We start from the raw sequence: 15,778 nt of genomic DNA on the forward strand, positions 1-15,778 counted from the left end.
GTCTACAATAAATATTAAACCCGAGTTTAGCTTTATTTGTAGGCGTACAGCTTGCTGACGCGACGAGCAAAGCTCGTAATACTTACCTATATACACTTATCTATAAAAGCTTTAAAAACTTGCTTGCTTAATTATCCTACTAAGCGTAAAATGCGCGCTCATTTCGGCTTTTAAACTATTAATTCCTTGCCTTAAACCGACCGGCCGAAACGGTAGAAGGCTCTATTAACCGTAAGGAATATCCATGCGTCATTACGAAATCGTATTCATGGTTCACCCAGATCAGAGTGAGCAAGTTGCTGGTATGATCGAACGTTATACTGGTTCTATCACTGAAGCTGGTGGTGTTATCCACCGTCTTGAAGATTGGGGCCGTCGTCAATTGGCTTACCCAATTAACAAGCTTCATAAAGCTCACTATGTTCTAATGAACGTTGAAGCACCAACTGAAGTAATCAGCGAGCTAGAAACTACTTTCCGCTACAACGATGCAGTGCTTCGTAACTTAGTTATCCGCACTAAAACTGCTGAAACTGAAGCGTCTCCTCTTGCAAGAGAAGAGAAGAAAGAAGCACCAGCTGCTTAATTGTTTTGAGTCCAAGCATGGCGTTTAACTGGCGGTAAATATAAATGGTTAGCCCTTTTATGAATCAGCTGGTTATATCTGGGGTAGTTTGTAAAACGCCCAAGTTTAGCCAAAGCCCAGCTGGCATCCCGCATTGTATTTTTGTTGTAGAACATAAATCGATGCAAACCGAAGCAGACCTTAACCGTAATAGTTACGTGAGGCTTCAGGTAGTTGCCAGTGGAAAGCAAATGCAACAACAGACTCAACATTTGCACGTTGGGCAGGCATTGCAAGTGAGTGGTTTTTTAAATCGCCACGAAGGTCGTAACGGCCTTAGCCAATTGGTTTTGCATGCTCAGCATATCGAAAGAATTATTTGAGGAATTAATCTCATGGCACGTTATTTCAGACGTCGTAAGTTCTGCCGCTTTAAAGCGGAAGGCGTAAAACAAATCGATTACAAAGATCTAGCTACTCTTAGAAACTATGTTACAGAAAGTGGCAAAATCGTACCTAGCCGTATCACAGGTACTAGCGCTAAATTTCAGCGCCAGCTAGCAACTGCTATTAAGCGTGCTCGCTACTTAGCCCTTCTTCCATACACTGACTTACATAAGTAAGCAGCGGATTAACAGTTTTTAAAAGGTGTAGAAACATGCAAGTTATTCTACTAGATAAGATCGCTAACCTAGGTAGCCTAGGTGAACAGGTTGTAGTTAAATCTGGTTTCGCACGTAACTTCCTTTTCCCTCAAGGTAAGGCAGTTCCTGCGACTAAAGCTAACATTGAAACGTTTGACGCTCGTCGTGCAGAACTTGAAGCGAAAATCGCTGAACAGTTAGTTGCTGCACAAGCACGCGCTGAAAAACTAGAAGCATTAGCAGAAGTTACATTAGTATCTAAAGCTGGTGACGAAGGTAAGTTATTCGGTTCAATCGGTACTCGTGACATCGCTGACGCTATCTCAGCTGTTGGTGTTGAAGTTGCTAAGTCAGAAGTTCGTTTGCCTCTAGGTACTATCCGTGAGACAGGTGAATTTGACGTATCAATTTCAGTTCACTCAGACGTAACGGCTACTATCAAAGTAATCGTAATCGCTGAAGCTTAATTTTTAATTAAGCGACAAAAGCCGTGCTATTAGCACGGCTTTTTTGTGCCTATAATTTGGCTAACTTTATTAGTTAAGGGCACTGTTAAATAATACTAATCCGCAATAATACTTAATCATTTTGCGGGGCTAAACGTGTCGCTACCTGTGTTAAAAAATTTTCATTTACGACTGCATGGATGCAGAAGGTAGAGCAATGCAGGAGCAATTGCCGAGAACAACTAAATAGCGAATTTTTTGTCTAGCTATCAACACGTTTTTCCATCCTCAAAATAGATCACTTAATTAAGCGAATTGGTATAAAGCCTCGTATAAGCCCCTTTTTTATTCAATTATTCTTTCATTCTCCTTAAACCTTTTCGAACTGTCATTACGTCTAACTTATCAATACACTTAAATAGCAATTCAACAATAATAATTAAAAGGCGGCATCACGGATGTTACACGTTAAACCCGAACCAACGCCTTTGTGCGAAGCTGCACTCATTGAGCGAGTTAAATCGGGTGATCAAGGCGCATACACAAGGCTTTATGAGTTACATATAAAACGAGTATACGGTTTATGTTTACGCTTATTAGCAGACCAAGCACACGCCGAAGACGCCGCCCAAGAGGTATTTGTACAGGTATGGCATAAAATAGCATTGTTTGATGGGCGTTCGCAGTTTTCTACTTGGCTATATAGTGTTGCCAGTAATGTAGCGATAAGTTACCTGCGTAAGCAAAAAAACTGGTTGCAAAAAGTAGTAAGTATTGAACACAGCGGTATGGATGAGCAATCAGCTAACGACTGCAAAGGCTTAAATGGCCTCGATAAGTTAATAGTAAGGCTTCCTGAGCGCGCACGTATGGTATTTGTATTATTTGCTATTGAAGGTTACAGGCACGAGGAAATCGCGGAGCAATTAGGTATGGCTGTTGGTTCAAGTAAGTCACAATATCATCGTGCTAGGCAGTTATTACAAGAGTGGTATGAAAATGAGTAAACCAAACTTTAACGACTACTTAAATAAGTCATTAAACACGCTTGATAAAGAAATTACGCCACAAAAAGATTTATGGGCGGGGATTGAGCGAGCAATTGTTAATAATAAGCAGAGTCCAAACAGCACTATTATTTGGCCAAAACTAACAGCAATAGCTGCCTGCACATTAGCTGCTTTAATTGCTGTAAATCTAATTGTTATAGCGCCCGAGCCACAACCCGTAGTGGCTATAAGTGATTACTTTTCGGCGCAAAAAAACAGTTTGTTGGTTGAATACGAAAATAAAGAAGCATTGACCACTAACTGGCAAACGCAACTACAAGAACTGGAAGAAGCTGAGCAAGCAATAAAGCAAGCTCTTGAAAACGAACCACAAAACCAAGCGCTACTGACAATGTTAGCGCAAATATATCAACAACAACTTGATTTAATTAACAAGGTGCACGCGCCACGTTGGCAGCACATTTAGGAGTACGACATGAAAGCGATTTTATTAGGACTGAGCTTATTTCCATTGGCAGTATTTGCGGGTGAAAAAATAGATAAGCAAATAGACGTACCAAGTGGCGGCACTATTTTTATTGAAAACCAACGCGGTGATATACATATTACAGGCTGGGATAAAAACGAATTTAAAGTATCTGGCGAGCTTGATGATAAAGCACAAGGTTATGAGCTTAAAACAAGTGGCGATAAAACACAGTTTATTGTAAAAATGCCCCGTAAATCAAATTGGGGTAATAGTGGTGACGGCTCAAACCTAACTATATTTATGCCTAAAAGCAGTAGCTTAGAGTTTGCTGGCGTTAATGTATCGGTGACTGCAAAGGAGCTTAAAAACGGCGCTGAAGTTGATGTGGTTAACGGTGAAATTACGGTAAATGATATTACTGGCAACATTAAGCTCACCACTGTAAATGGTGATGTGAACGCTGAGAACTTAAACGGTAATATTCAGTTTGAAACCGTAAATGGTGAAATTAACGATAGGCAATCAAGTGGAGAGCTGCGTTTTAGCGCTGTTAATGGTGATATTAAATCAACTTCAAGCGCTAATGATGTACGCCTTGAAAACGTAAATGGCGATATAGAATTTACGCTATCGGCTATTAAAAACCTACGTATTAATACGGTAAATGGCGAAGCAGAAGTACAGATTAACGAGCTTTTAAAAGGCGGTGATGTACGTTTTGAATCAGTAAGTGGTGATGCCGACTTTTATTTCCCACAAAGTGTATCAGCAAAGTTTGAAATTAAAGCCCATGCTAATGGTAAAATCATTAATAAAGTTACTAGCGATAAAGTCAGTAAAGCTAAATATGGCCCAGCCAGTGATTTAGAGTTTAGTATTAATGGCGGTAATGCTAATGTTGAAATGGATACCATTAGTGGACGAATAGAGCTGCGTACCAAATAACACTCATTCCCCATCACGATTACAAAAAGCAGGAAAGATTTCCTGCTTTTCTATTTGCACAGCCCCTGCAAGTCGATAGAATAGAGCCATTCAATTTTACTACTGTGAAGTTATGGCCAAACCAGATAAGCAAGTCGATACTCTTAAAGTTCCTCCCCATTCAATAGAAGCTGAACAATCTGTTTTAGGTGGCTTAATGCTTGATAACCAAGCTTTTGACCGCGTAGCTGAGCTTGTTGTATCACAGGATTTTTATACCCGCACGCACAAGTTAATTTTTGAGGCGATGACGGCACTTGCTGAGATTGGCGATCCGATAGATTTAATCACTATTTCTGAAAGTTTAGAAAAAAATAATAAGCTTGCAGGCATTGGTGGTTTTGCTTACTTAGCCGAAATTGCTAAAAATACCCCAAGTGCAGCCAACATTGATGCCTACGCAAACATTGTACGAGAGCGTGCTGTTGTACGTGAAATGATTGGCGTGGCAAATGAAATTGCAGAAGCGGGTTTTAATACCGAAGGGCGTACTAGTCACGATCTACTCGATTTTGCCGAAAGCAAAGTATTTAAAATTGCCGAGCAACGTACAAAAAGTACGGAAGGCCCGCAAAGTATTCATAACATACTCGAAAAAACCGTTGATAAAATAGAAGAGCTTTATCAATCGCCACAAGATGGTGTAACGGGTGTGAGTACAGGTTATGCCGATCTTGATAAAATGACAACGGGCCTGCAGCCGTCTGACTTAATTATTGTGGCAGCGCGTCCATCTATGGGTAAAACCACCTTTGCGATGAACCTTGCAGAACATGCCGCAATGACTCAAGACAAACCCGTGCTAATTTACTCGCTAGAGATGCCTTCAGAACAAATTATGATGAGGATGTTAGCGTCTCTTGGCCGTATTAACCAAACTAAGGTACGTACAGGTCAGTTAGATGATGACGATTGGGCGCGACTTTCATCAACAATGGGCTTGTTGATGGAAAAAGGCAAAATGTATGTTGATGATGCCTCGGGCTTAACACCTACCGATGTTCGCTCTCGTGCACGTCGTATTGCGCGTGACCACGGCGGCATTAGTATGATCATGGTCGATTACTTGCAGCTAATGCGCGTACCTAGCCTTGCTGATAACCGAACACTTGAAATTGCTGAAATTTCGCGTTCACTTAAATCGCTAGCAAAAGAGCTAAAATGTCCGGTTGTTGCGCTTTCGCAGCTAAACCGTACGCTAGAGCAACGTGCCGATAAACGCCCAATTAACTCAGATTTACGTGAGTCAGGGTCGATAGAGCAGGATGCCGATTTAATCATGTTTATTTACCGTGACGAAGTTTACAACGAAGACAGTACCGATAAAGGTATTGCCGAAATCATCATAGGTAAACAACGTAACGGCCCAATTGGTAAAGTGCGTTTAACATTCCAAGGTCAATTTTCTCGCTTTGATAATTACGCGGGACCAGCGGTAGATGACGATTACTAATGCGCTTAGCCACTGCTGAAATTAATTTAGCTGCACTTGCGCATAATTTAGCGCAAGTTAAGGGCTTTGCACCTAACAGCAAAGTGATGGCGGTGCTAAAAGCAAATGCTTACGGGCATGGATTAGTAACGATTGCGCAGCATTTAAATAATGCTGACGCATTTGCTGTGGCACGTATAGATGAAGGGCTCGCCCTTCGAGCTGGGGGCTTAACAAAGCCAATTGTTTTACTAGAAGGCTTTTTTAACAAAGCCGATTTACCGATTCTACTTGCCAACAATTTTCAAACTATTATTCACGATGAGTACCAATTAGCGGCGCTTGAAAAAGCAAAGCTAGATGCACCAATAACATGCTGGTTAAAAGTAAATACAGGTATGCATCGATTAGGTATTGCGCCAGAGCAGTTTGAAGCGTTTTATAGCCGCTTGCAAAAAACACCTAACGCTAAAAATACCGTTAATTTAATGACCCACTTTTCGTGTGCTGATGACATTGATAATGCTAAAACGGTTCAACAAATTACGTTGTTTGATAATTTAGTGAATGGCATTGAGCAAGCGCATTGTTTATCAAATTCTGCTGGTATTATTGCCTGGCCGAGCGGTCATGGCGACTGGGTACGTCCTGGGCTTATGCTCTATGGTGTATCGCCAATGGCAAATAGCATTGGGCAGCAACACAAATTAAAACCAGTTATGCGCTTAACTACGCGCGTAATTGCAGTGCGTGATGTGCCTGCTAATGAGGCTGTTGGATATGGTGGTCGTTGGAAAAGCGATAAACCAACCAAGTTAGCTGTTGTGGCTATGGGTTATGGCGATGGTTATCCTCGGCATGCTAAAGAGGGGACGCCAGTTATAATTGGTAAGCAGCGTTATGGTATTGTAGGAAGCGTAGCTATGGACATGATTAGCGTTGATATAGGGGCTAATGAGAACAATATTAAAGTAGGAGACAGAGTCACTATGTGGGGCCCTGATCTACCCGTTGAAGAAATAGCATTGTGCGCTGGTACCATTCCTTACGAGCTATTATGCAATATTACACCGCGCGTAAGTTATGAGTATCAGCGTTAATACAGCTATAAGCGATACTTACTCTTTTATAAAGTAAATGTCGCTAAAGCCCATACGGGCAAATTCTTGGTCGCGAAAGTTACGCACAGAAGCAGACCCTTTTGAGGTCATTTCTATTTGGCGTACCATGCTTAAGTAATTTGTTAAATCAATACCTTCGGCGGCAGCAATTGCTTGATACATGTCGTGGTATTTATCTTTTGCGAAGTTAATTTCGCGCGGTTGGTTTTTAAACGTATACGTTATTCTACGTGCCATAATAAGCTCAGTTAAATTGAGTGTTAGTATAATTTTACACTGTATTGAACTGGCATTGAATGATTTGTTTAAATCAAATAATTAAAAAGTAGAGTTTAAAATGAAATTATCAGTAGAGATCAGTAAATATCCACTTCACCAAGATTACATTCCGTTTATTAAAGGCTTTATCGACCGCTTAAACGAATACGAAAATTTAAAAGTGATTACTAATACGTTATCAACGCAAATTTTTGGTGATTATGATTTAGTAATGCAGGTGTTAAGTACCGAAATTAAGCGCTCATATGAAGAATTTGGTAAAGCTATTTTTGTATGTAAGTTTCTCTTTGGCGACTTATCGCCTGAATAATCTATAATACCAACCTGCATAAATCTTTGATCAATTTAACGAATTAAATTGCACTATAACGTCGTTAAAAATTTTTTATTTAGAACAACTAGATACAAAAATTTTTGCCTAGTTCTAGCGTGATTTTCTTAACGTTAAATAGACCCCGTATATAAGCAGATTGGTATAACAATCGGCACAACTGAACGGTGATTGCATAGTATGGACTTTTTAACACAAACCTTAAGTGGTTTTACAGCGATGTCGCATTGGGAATACATAGCGGTGGGGTTGTCGATGGCGTACTTATTATTGGCAATAAAAGAAAGCTTATGGTGTTGGCCTGCAGCATTTTTTAGCACACTCATTTATACAATAATGTACTGGAATGGTGCATTATTAATGGAGTCATTACTTAATTTTTATTATATGTATATGGCTGTATTTGGGTGGGTTGTATGGCGAAAAGGCAAAGCTGAAAATCTAAATATTACGTCTTGGTCGATGAACCGTCATGCTGTTTTAATCAGTTTAACAACCGTAGCTGCAATAGTTATTGGTTACGTTATGCAAAACTATACTCATGCCGACTTTGCTTATCTTGATAGCTTTACAACATGTTTTGCAGTAGTAACTACTTACTTAGTTGCTAAAAAAGTCCTCGAAAACTGGCTGTACTGGATTGTAATAGATGCCGCTTCTATGTATCTATACTACGAAAAAGGCTATTACCCAACGCTAGCACTCTTTATATTTTATACCATTATGGCAGCGTGGGGCTTCAAAACCTGGTACGAAGAGTACGAACAAAGCCAAGCTAAGCCTTTAGCGCAGCTTTAATTAATGATTGAGTATAATCAGTTAGTAAAAATGTGTAGTGCGTTTATAGAGCCTAAAAGCATTGTTTCAAGCGAGCGATTGCTGAATGGCTTTAGCAACGATAATTTTTTAATACGTACCGAGCAACAAGGGTATTTGTTAAAGTGTTATAAAAGCCGTTGGCCAAGTGACGGCCTTGAAGCGCAGCGCTTTTTAAGTGACTTGGATATATGCCCTGCGCCTATTTGGCTCGATAAAAAGAATAGTCGTGCGGTATTTGATTATATTGAGGGTGAAACCGCACAGTCAGATATAACGCTCAGCTTAGTTAATAAATTAGCCCAAGTACACAGTTACAGCGCAACGACTACACCAATGGATATAGCCAAAGAGCTGCACCTTTATCAAAATACGGATGTATATACGTTATACAAATCACAAATAGAGCGGGCACTAAAAGCAGTTACAGCGATGCCATTTAATGCGGGCTTTTGTCATAACGATTTAGTAAGAGACAACATTGTTGTAAATGCTTCGGGTATGTATTTAATTGATTTTGAGTACGGACAAACTAACGATGTGTATTTTGATTTAGCCGCGCTGTGCGTGAGCTTTAATTTGGATGGGCAAAGTGAAGGTGAGTTATTAGATAATTATAGTAAGTACAGTAGAGCCGGTGTAAGCTTTTTTAAATCAGTAAATAAACTTGATTTTTTTAAGCTGTTTTTTTTAATATTGAGTATAGGGTGGTATGAGCAGCGCGACATAACTAATCACTTAATTGAATTACGCGCGCAACTAAATAAACTCACTTTATCTATGAGTTTTTAAAGACCACCAAAACGTGCAGCTAGTTCTTTATATTTTTTTACTTCATCAGCATCAAATTGCGGTTCGCCATTTTCATCCTGCGATTTCGCAATTAGTAAACTTTCACGAGTAAGGCGTTTAACACGCTCTACTTTTACACCTAAAAACTCAGCAACTTGCTCAGTAGACATCAAACTCATAATCACTTCCTCTTTTAAATCAAATCACATAGTCACTATAATAGTTAAAATGTTGCTAAACAGTTACTTTTTTTTATCTAATATTGATAAAAAGCGTGTTTTTAACTAATTGTGAAGTGTTTTATTCTAAATCGCTTAATTAATAGGCATCTAAACGCATGGTGCTGGCAATTAACGACGGATATCTTTATCATTATAGACGCCAAAGCATTGATATCGCGAGTTAGTGCTGCGGCAACAAATGTGCTCTCGTGGTGAAATGGATATCACGTGGCCCTCCGGAGGCTGAGTTGTAGGTTCGATCCCTACCGAGAGCGCCATTTGCTTTATATGTTTATGCCCTAAATTATTTCAGTACTTTTGCATAATCAAACTCTTTTCAATATCTAAAATTGGTTAACGATACTAGATAACATTGATTGAACTTCATTTTTATAAAAATAGTGTTCTTATTAATTACACTTAAACTTGAATGAAAATAAACTTTTAGTATCTCAGTTCAAAACCCTTTAGCGTTCCCCATTAAATTAAAAATAACGCAAAATTAAATGAGATATTATTTAATAATATAAATTACTACTTTTTAGTGAATTATAACTACTAAAGTACGAATGAATGGACTTTAAGTATTAAACAATGCTATTTAAGGTACATATTCATTAATTGTAGAAATAGCCGCTTTTATGCTAATAACTTTACCTATCCCTGAGCTAATACCTGGCATGTATGTCGACAGTGTTACTAAGCAACATGAAGGGATTAATAGTATAAAAATTAAGACTAGCGGGTTAGTCAGAGACAAATCTATAATTAAGCGTTTAATTGCAGAAGGGGTTCTTGAACTTCTTATTGATTTCGCTAAGAGTGAAGTCGCAATCCCCGCCAAATATAAGCCACAAAATAAACCTAAAACATCGAGCAGCCAACAAAAACGAGTTAAGGCCAAATCTGCAATAACGGTACAGCAAGAATTTGCTAAAGCGAGTGTAAGCTACGATCAACATAACCGTAAAATACAATCTTTATATAGCGATTTAATAGCCGGTTTAACTCTTAACGTAAAAGTACTTGATGAAATAGCAAATGAAATCGTTGCTTCAGTATTTCGTAATGCAAATGCGATGACAATCCTTACTCGAATTAAAGATAAGCATAGCTATAATTGGCGTCATATGATCAACTGCGCCATTTTTACGAGTGTATTTGCTAAATACCTAGGTTACAAAGAAGCGCTTGTGCAGGAGCTTGCTATGGGCGCACTACTGCATGATTTAGGGCAATCTAAACTACCGCAAGGCATACTATCAAAACCAGGCAAGGTTACTAATAACGAAATGGCGAGTATTAAAAAACATGTTGCTTTAGGGCTGGGTCTGGTCAAAGGTGAAAAGAGTATTTCGCCACTTATGTTAGATATGATAGTCAATCACCATGAACGATTAGATGGTTCAGGTTATCCCCGCGGCATTGCTGCAGAAAAAATAAGCCGTCCCGCACGGATAATGGCAATTGTAGATGTATATGATGCGATGACAGCAGACAGGCCTCATCAAGATGGCGAAGAACCTATTAATGCACTGCGTTACTTATTGGCTAACAAGCAAATGTTTGACGCTGAATTAGTGCAGCGTTTTATAAAGTGCTTGGGCGTGCATCCCGTAGGGACTATTGTGAAGCTAACTAATGAACGCCTAGCGTTAGTATTGGAGGGGAATAACTTGAATCCGATAAAGCCAAAAATTAAGTTATTTTTTAATGCTAAACATGGGCATCATGTAACTGCTAAAGATATTGATTTAAGTGACAGTAACCAAGAGCTTAAAATTTTAGCGAGTGTTAAACCACTAGACTATAAAATTAATTTGTCTCGTTTACTAAAAGAGCATCTGCTTGCGTAGTGTTTGTACACTTTCGTTGATTGCTTTTCTTAGCTGAAATAAATGCCCCTAAAAAACAACTTCCCATCAGTGTTAGCCACAATAAAGTGCCTAGCTCTACATGCAGTGCTAAACAACAAAATGCGAGCGAAATTAGTGCGCTTAGCATAGCACCAAGCCAATAGTGATTTACTGGATTGTCGCATTGTCCTGCTTGCGTACATGCGCAGTAATTTGCTTTATAAAAACAAAATACACTCGCACCACAAAAAATAAGCCCAGCTACAATAAGTGAAATGATCACAGTTTTATTTCCTTTGTGATTTTGTAGTGAGTGTAAATTGCTAATTACTTTAAGTCAATCTAAATGATAACCAATTACATTTAGAGTATATGCTCTAATAGCACAGATCTAGTCCGATGAGTTTTAATTAGTTGTTAAAATGTCGTTAAAAACCATGTTTTTCATAGTATTTTGACGTATTCATAGAGTCTTTTATAAAAAAATCAGGTAGTGTAGCCGGGTTTGAAATCCTAATAACAACACACATAGCTATCCAAACAGTTAGTTTGGTTAAGGACACAACAATGAAATTTACTAAAACTCTTATTGCAGCTTCGCTTGCATTTGTTTCTGCAGACAGTTTTGCAGCTGCATTTCAACTAGCAGAACAAAATGCATCAGGTTTAGGCCGTGCATATGCTGGTGAAGCTTCTATTGCAGACGACGCATCTGTTGTTGCACGTAACCCAGCACTAATGACTTTATTTAAAGACAAGCAACTAAGTGTTGCTGCTATTGGCGTTATTCCTGATGTAAGTCTTGAAGGTGAAAGTACTAATAACGGTATTGACCCAAGCGCATTAGATGATGACAGCATTGCTCCTAGCGCCGTTGTTCCTGCAATTTATTTTACTATGCCTTATAACGACAAAGTATCAGTTGGTTTTGGTGCTTTTTCTAACTTTGGTTTATCTACTGAGTTTAAAAATGACTACGTAGCAGGGCAAATTGCAGGTGAAACAGAAATATTTACTGTTAATCTTAATGCAAGCGTTGCTTATAAAGTATCTGAACAATTTAGCTTTGGTATAGGCCTAAATGCTATTTATGCTGATGCAACAGTTATTCGTAAAGTTGGCGCAAATGCAAGTGGCTTTGACTTTGGTACTGATGCAGTAAATCTTCAAGGTGATGATACTGGTTTTGGTTTAAACGTAGGTTTAATGTATCAATTAGATGAAAACAGCCGTTTTGGTTTTAACTACAGAACAGAAACTGATATCACGTTTGATGGTGATTTTTCTAATGGGCTACCTGCAGCCGCTGGCGGCACACAAGGCACAGTGCTTCCTGGTTCTGTAGAAATCACTTTACCAGCTATTGCTGAGTTTTCTGGTTCGCATCAGTTAGACGAAAAATTAGGGCTGCACTACAGTGTATTATGGACTGGGTGGAGTAGCTTTGAGTCTTTAGAAGCGCAAGTAACAGCACCAACGGGTAACAAGTTTACCGCGTTTGAAAAGAACGAGAGTTTTAGCGATTCATTCCGCTACTCAGTCGGTGCAGATTACCAGTTAAACGAAGATTTATTACTACGTGCCGGTGTTGCATTTGATGAGTCTCCTGTATCACAAACACATCTATCAATTTCGATTCCTGATACAGACCGTTTCTGGTTCTCGTTTGGTGGTAACTACACTATCGATCAAAACTCTAATGTTGATCTTGGTGTAAGTATTATCCGTGGTAAAACACAAACGTTTACAGAAGCTGATGACTCAGGCAGCCAGTGGGGCTTCGAATCTAAAGGCCACGCAGTACTAATTGGTGCTCAGTATAACTACAAATTTTAATGTAGGAGTGTCTTGTGGTTAATCACAGGGCACAAAAAAGCCGCTCACTTTATTAAAGTGAGCGGCTTTTTTAATGCCTATTAAATAGTGTTAATAGGCATAATAACTAAAATTATAAGCTTTCTATTTTAGTTTTTTGCTCAAGTAGCTTAGTTTTAGCATCGCTAAACTCAGCCAGTTTTGCATTTTCTTTAGCAAGTACGGCTTCAGGTGCGTTGTTTACAAACTTTTCGTTAGCGAGTTTGTTTTGCACTTGTGCTAGGCCTTTTTCTGCTTTTTCGAGTTGCTTATTAATACGCGAAAGCTCGGCTTCTACATCAATTAAGCCGGCCATTGGGATCATGATCTCAAGGTTGCCAACATAAGACGTTGCACATGCTGGTGCGTCGTTTTTGTTTTCAAGCATTGTAAACTCTTCAATTTTTGCAAGTGATGCTAAAAATGATTTGTTTTCTTCAATGCGGCGCACGTCGTCGCTTGATGCATTAGCAAGTAATACGCTAAGTGGTTTACTTGGACTAATATCCATTTCACCACGAATATTACGAATCGCTAAAATGAATTGTTTAACCCATTCTAAATCGTCCATTGCTTTAGCATCAACGCTTGCTTCATTATATACAGGGAACGGCTGAACCATAATGCTGGTGTTCTCTGTTTTAAGGCCTGCAAGAGGTGCAACACGCTGCCAAATAGTTTCAGTGATGTATGGCATCATTGGGTGCATTAAACGCAGTAAGCTTTCAAGTACGGTAATAAGTGTATTACGTGTACCACGTTGCTGCGCTTCATTACCTTTAAATAATACCGGCTTAGTGAGCTCTAAGTACCAATCACAAAATTGGTTCCAAGTGAATTCGTAAAGCGTGTTAGCAGCTAAGTCAAAGCGGTAGTTATCTAAATGCTCTGTATAGGTTTTAACAGTAGCTTCATACTGACCTAAAATCCAACGATCAGCTAATGAAAGCTCCGTTTGAGCACCGTTTGCAAAACCACAGTCTTGCTCTTCTGTGTTCATTAATACGTAACGGCTCGCGTTCCATAATTTGTTACAGAAGTTACGGTAACCTTCAAGGCGGTTCATATCCCAGTTAATATCACGACCAGTAGATGCCATTGCAGCAAGTGTAAAGCGAAGGGCGTCGGTGCCGTGTGCTTCAATACCGCCTGCAAATACTTTACGCGTATCTTTTTCGATTTTAGCGGCAAGTTTTGGCTGCATCATGTTACCAGTACGTTTTTGTACTAGGTTTTCAAGTTCAATGCCGTCAATCATGTCTAATGGGTCAAGTACGTTACCTTTTGACTTAGACATTTTATCGCCATTGTCGTCACGTATTAAGCCAGTTACATACACGGTTTTAAACGGAACTTGTGGTTTGCCATTTTCGTCTTTTACAAAGTGCAGCGTCATCATAATCATGCGCGCAACCCAGAAGAAAATAATATCAAAACCAGTTACCAACACGTCAGACGGGTGGAAGGTTTTTAAATCATCGGTATTTTCTGGCCAACCTTGTGTAGAGAACGTCCAAAGCGCTGATGAGAACCACGTATCAAGTACGTCTTCGTCTTGGCTTAGCGTTACGCTGTCTGCAATGTTGTTTTCACGGCGTACTTCTGCTTCGTCGCGACCAACAAATACATTGCCTTCACTGTCGTACCAAGCTGGAATACGGTGACCCCACCAAAGCTGGCGTGAAATACACCAATCTTGTACGTCGTTCATCCACGAGAAGTACATGTTTTCGTATTGCTTAGGTACAAATTGAATGTCGCCGTTCTTAACTGCGTCTTTTGCAGGTTCAGCTAGTGGTGCAACACGTACATACCATTGGTCGGTAAGTAGTGGCTCAATTACCACACCAGAGCGATCGCCGTAAGGAACCGTTAAACCATGGTCTTCAATTTTTTCAAGTAGGCCTAGCTCTTCAAATTCTGCCACAATCGCTTTACGCGCAGCAAAACGATCAAGGCCGTGCAGGCGCTCAGGAATTGGCGCATCAAACTCAAGCTCTTTACCGTCAAAGGTGTATGTTTCACCTTGGGTAAGAATAGCGGCGTCTTTATCGAAAATGTTGATCATCGGCATTTGATGACGCTTGCCCACTTCGTTATCGTTAAAGTCGTGCGCTGGGGTTATTTTTACACAGCCCGTGCCTTTATCTTTATCGGCATGTTCGTCAGCAACAATTTTAATACGACGATTAACTATTGGTAATAAAATCTCTTTACCGATTAAATCTGTATAGCGTTCGTCATCTGGATTTACTGCAACACCCGAGTCGCCAAGCATGGTTTCAGGGCGAGTTGTAGCAACTACTATGTAGTTTTTTCCGTCTTGTGTTGTTACGCCATCAGCCAGTGGGTAACGTAAGTTCCACATGTGGCCTTGCTTGTCTTTGTTTTCAACTTCAAGATCAGAAATAGCAGTGTGTAATTTAGGATCCCAGTTTACTAGGCGTTTGCCACGGTAAATTAGGTTTTCTTTATGAAGGCGTACAAACACTTCTTTAACGGCTTCAGATAAACCATCGTCCATTGTAAAGCGTTCACGATCCCAATCAACCGATGCGCCAAGGCGACGAAGCTGCTTAGTAATAGTGCCGCCCGATTCTTTTTTCCATTCCCAGATTTTATTAATAAAATCTTCACGGCCTAAATCGTGGCGTGTTTTGCCTTCTTCTGCATGCAATTTACGCTCAACCAACATTTGCGTTGCAATACCTGCGTGGTCAGTACCTACTTGCCATAATGTGTTGTTACCTTGCATACGTTTAAAACGCGTTAAGGTATCCATTATTGTATCTTGGAAGGCGTGGCCCATGTGTAAGCTACCTGTGACATTTGGCGGCGGGATCATAATTGAATATGGTACGCCTTTGCCAGACGGCTTAAAGTAGCCTTTTTGTTCCCAGTCTTGATATAGAGACTGTTCAATATCTTGCGGATTGTAGGTTTTATCCATTACACAGA

18 protein-coding genes and 1 tRNA gene are annotated in these 15,778 nt (G+C 39.6%); 15 read left to right on the forward strand and 4 right to left on the reverse strand.

Going from position 1 to position 15,778, the window contains the following annotated elements; all coding sequences use genetic code 11:
* The first annotated feature begins 244 nt into the window (after positions 1–244).
* From rpsF to alr, 9 genes are all read left to right on the forward strand, one after another.
* Positions 245–586 carry a 30S ribosomal protein S6 gene (rpsF, locus tag DC53_RS03855; RefSeq protein WP_007378473.1) on the forward strand — a complete coding sequence of 114 codons (342 nt, stop codon included), beginning with the start codon at positions 245–247 and terminating at the stop codon, positions 584–586.
* Positions 587–630: 44 nt separating this feature from the next.
* Complete coding sequence (gene priB, locus DC53_RS03850) at positions 631–948, forward strand: primosomal replication protein N (protein WP_033015549.1); 318 nt, start codon at positions 631–633, stop codon at positions 946–948.
* A 12-nt stretch (positions 949–960) separates the two neighbouring features.
* Positions 961–1,188 (forward strand): 30S ribosomal protein S18, encoded by a 228-nt coding sequence (gene rpsR, locus DC53_RS03845; protein ID WP_007378475.1) that lies wholly within the window; start codon positions 961–963, stop codon positions 1,186–1,188.
* 35 nt (positions 1,189–1,223) lie between these two features.
* Positions 1,224–1,676: a 50S ribosomal protein L9 gene (gene rplI, locus DC53_RS03840; RefSeq protein WP_002962755.1), complete on the forward strand. Its 453-nt coding sequence runs from the start codon at positions 1,224–1,226 to the stop codon at positions 1,674–1,676.
* Between the two features lie 437 nt (positions 1,677–2,113).
* Positions 2,114–2,662 (forward strand): RNA polymerase sigma factor, encoded by a 549-nt coding sequence (locus tag DC53_RS03835; RefSeq protein WP_007378476.1) that lies wholly within the window; start codon positions 2,114–2,116, stop codon positions 2,660–2,662.
* Positions 2,649–3,131, forward strand: coding sequence for a hypothetical protein (locus tag DC53_RS03830; protein WP_007378477.1), 483 nt, complete (start codon positions 2,649–2,651; stop codon positions 3,129–3,131). The genes DC53_RS03835 and DC53_RS03830 overlap by 14 nt, the downstream gene beginning before the upstream one ends.
* Positions 3,132–3,140: 9 nt before the next feature.
* Complete coding sequence (locus tag DC53_RS03825; protein ID WP_007378478.1) at positions 3,141–4,079, forward strand: DUF4097 family beta strand repeat-containing protein; 939 nt, start codon at positions 3,141–3,143, stop codon at positions 4,077–4,079.
* Positions 4,080–4,191: 112 nt separating this feature from the next.
* Positions 4,192–5,571, forward strand: coding sequence for a replicative DNA helicase (dnaB, locus tag DC53_RS03820; protein WP_002963050.1), 1,380 nt, complete (start codon positions 4,192–4,194; stop codon positions 5,569–5,571).
* Complete coding sequence (gene alr, locus DC53_RS03815; protein WP_033031405.1) at positions 5,571–6,650, forward strand: alanine racemase; 1,080 nt, start codon at positions 5,571–5,573, stop codon at positions 6,648–6,650. Before dnaB ends, alr begins: the two co-directional genes overlap by 1 nt.
* Positions 6,651–6,668: 18 nt before the next feature.
* Here the strand turns inward: alr and DC53_RS03810 are convergent, their stop codons facing one another.
* A complete protein-coding gene (locus tag DC53_RS03810) occupies positions 6,669–6,908 on the reverse strand; it encodes a DUF2960 domain-containing protein (protein ID WP_007378480.1) in 240 nt (79 codons plus the stop codon).
* A 100-nt stretch (positions 6,909–7,008) separates the two neighbouring features.
* Here DC53_RS03810 and DC53_RS03805 point away from each other — a divergent pair, with 100 nt between their 5' ends.
* From DC53_RS03805 to DC53_RS03795, 3 genes are all read left to right on the forward strand, one after another.
* The gene (locus DC53_RS03805; protein ID WP_033031407.1) at positions 7,009–7,260 is read left to right on the forward strand and encodes a hypothetical protein; all 252 of its coding nucleotides are present in this window, start codon (positions 7,009–7,011) and stop codon (positions 7,258–7,260) included.
* Positions 7,261–7,461: 201 nt separating this feature from the next.
* A complete protein-coding gene (gene pnuC, locus DC53_RS03800) occupies positions 7,462–8,079 on the forward strand; it encodes a nicotinamide riboside transporter PnuC (RefSeq protein ID WP_008135692.1) in 618 nt (205 codons plus the stop codon).
* A 3-nt stretch (positions 8,080–8,082) separates the two neighbouring features.
* Entirely contained in the window at positions 8,083–8,889 is an 807-nt protein-coding gene (locus DC53_RS03795; protein ID WP_033031409.1) for a phosphotransferase, read from the forward strand.
* Here the strand turns inward: DC53_RS03795 and DC53_RS03790 are convergent.
* Positions 8,886–9,068: a hypothetical protein gene (locus tag DC53_RS03790; protein ID WP_007378484.1), complete on the reverse strand. Its 183-nt coding sequence runs from the start codon at positions 9,066–9,068 to the stop codon at positions 8,886–8,888. The two genes, DC53_RS03795 and DC53_RS03790, sit on opposite strands and share 4 nt — an antisense overlap.
* Positions 9,069–9,313: 245 nt before the next feature.
* Here DC53_RS03790 and DC53_RS03785 point away from each other — a divergent pair.
* Both DC53_RS03785 and DC53_RS03780 read left to right on the forward strand, forming a co-directional pair.
* A tRNA-Arg gene (locus DC53_RS03785) sits at positions 9,314–9,388 on the forward strand.
* Positions 9,389–9,751: 363 nt separating this feature from the next.
* Positions 9,752–10,966 (forward strand): HD-GYP domain-containing protein, encoded by a 1,215-nt coding sequence (locus DC53_RS03780; protein WP_033031411.1) that lies wholly within the window; start codon positions 9,752–9,754, stop codon positions 10,964–10,966.
* On the opposite strand, the gene DC53_RS03775 is transcribed toward DC53_RS03780, so the two are convergent.
* The gene (locus DC53_RS03775; RefSeq protein ID WP_033031413.1) at positions 10,926–11,249 is read right to left on the reverse strand and encodes a YwiC-like family protein; all 324 of its coding nucleotides are present in this window, start codon (positions 11,247–11,249) and stop codon (positions 10,926–10,928) included. The two genes, DC53_RS03780 and DC53_RS03775, sit on opposite strands and share 41 nt — an antisense overlap.
* A 284-nt stretch (positions 11,250–11,533) precedes the next feature.
* Between DC53_RS03775 and DC53_RS03770 the strand changes: the two genes are divergently transcribed.
* Complete coding sequence (locus tag DC53_RS03770; protein WP_033031415.1) at positions 11,534–12,802, forward strand: outer membrane protein transport protein; 1,269 nt, start codon at positions 11,534–11,536, stop codon at positions 12,800–12,802.
* A gap of 112 nt (positions 12,803–12,914) precedes the next feature.
* Here DC53_RS03770 and DC53_RS03765 read toward each other — a convergent pair whose 3' ends face one another.
* Positions 12,915–15,770: a valine--tRNA ligase gene (locus tag DC53_RS03765; RefSeq protein ID WP_033031417.1), complete on the reverse strand. Its 2,856-nt coding sequence runs from the start codon at positions 15,768–15,770 to the stop codon at positions 12,915–12,917.
* Positions 15,771–15,778: the final 8 nt, after the last annotated feature.

Origin of the sequence: Pseudoalteromonas fuliginea, from assembly GCF_000690055.1 — a bacterium.
In the GTDB taxonomy this organism is placed as follows: Bacteria; Pseudomonadota; Gammaproteobacteria; order Enterobacterales; family Alteromonadaceae; genus Pseudoalteromonas; species Pseudoalteromonas fuliginea.